The sequence below is a fragment of the Acidovorax sp. KNOB132 genome (assembly GCF_057541515.1).
The window spans coordinates 1-523 of the sequence record NZ_BAAJYT010000670.1 but is presented as its reverse complement, the minus strand read 5'-3'; the positions used below and the strand labels follow the sequence as shown (position 1 = coordinate 523).

1 protein-coding gene is annotated in these 523 nt (G+C 74.0%); it reads left to right on the top strand.

Annotated features, from left to right (window positions below; all coding sequences use genetic code 11):
- The coding region (locus tag AC27IO_RS25330) for a hypothetical protein (protein ID WP_498741359.1) at positions 1–523 on the top strand (523 nt) is incomplete at both ends.

Here is a 523-nt window from a genome sequence, read left to right as displayed (position 1 = left end):
GGCCGCCAGGCACGGCGCCCCCTGCTGGACCTGCAGCCCGCGCAGGCCCTGGCGCTGCGCCGGATCGCGCGGCGCACCTGGCGCTACTTCGAGACCTTCGTGACGCCGGCGGACCACATGCTGCCGCCCGACAACTTCCAGGAAACGCCCAGGCCCGTGGTGGCGCGCCGCACCTCGCCGACCAACATCGGCCTGTACCTGCTGGCGACGGCCGCGGCGCGCGATTTCGGCTGGGCCGGCACGCTGGAGACGGTGGCGCGCCTGGAGGCGACGTTCGCCACGCTGCAGCAGCTGCAGCGCTTTCGGGGCCACTTCTTCAACTGGTATGGCACGGCGGACCTGCGCGCGCTCGATCCGCCCTACGTGTCGTCGGTGGACAGCGGCAATCTGGCCGGCCACCTGATCGCCCTGGCCAACACCTGCGACGAGTGGCGGGCCCAGGGCGGCCCCTGCGCGGAAGTTCGCACGGGCATCGGCGACGCGCTGCAGCTGGCGCGTGCGGGCCTGCCGGGCCTGGCCAGCG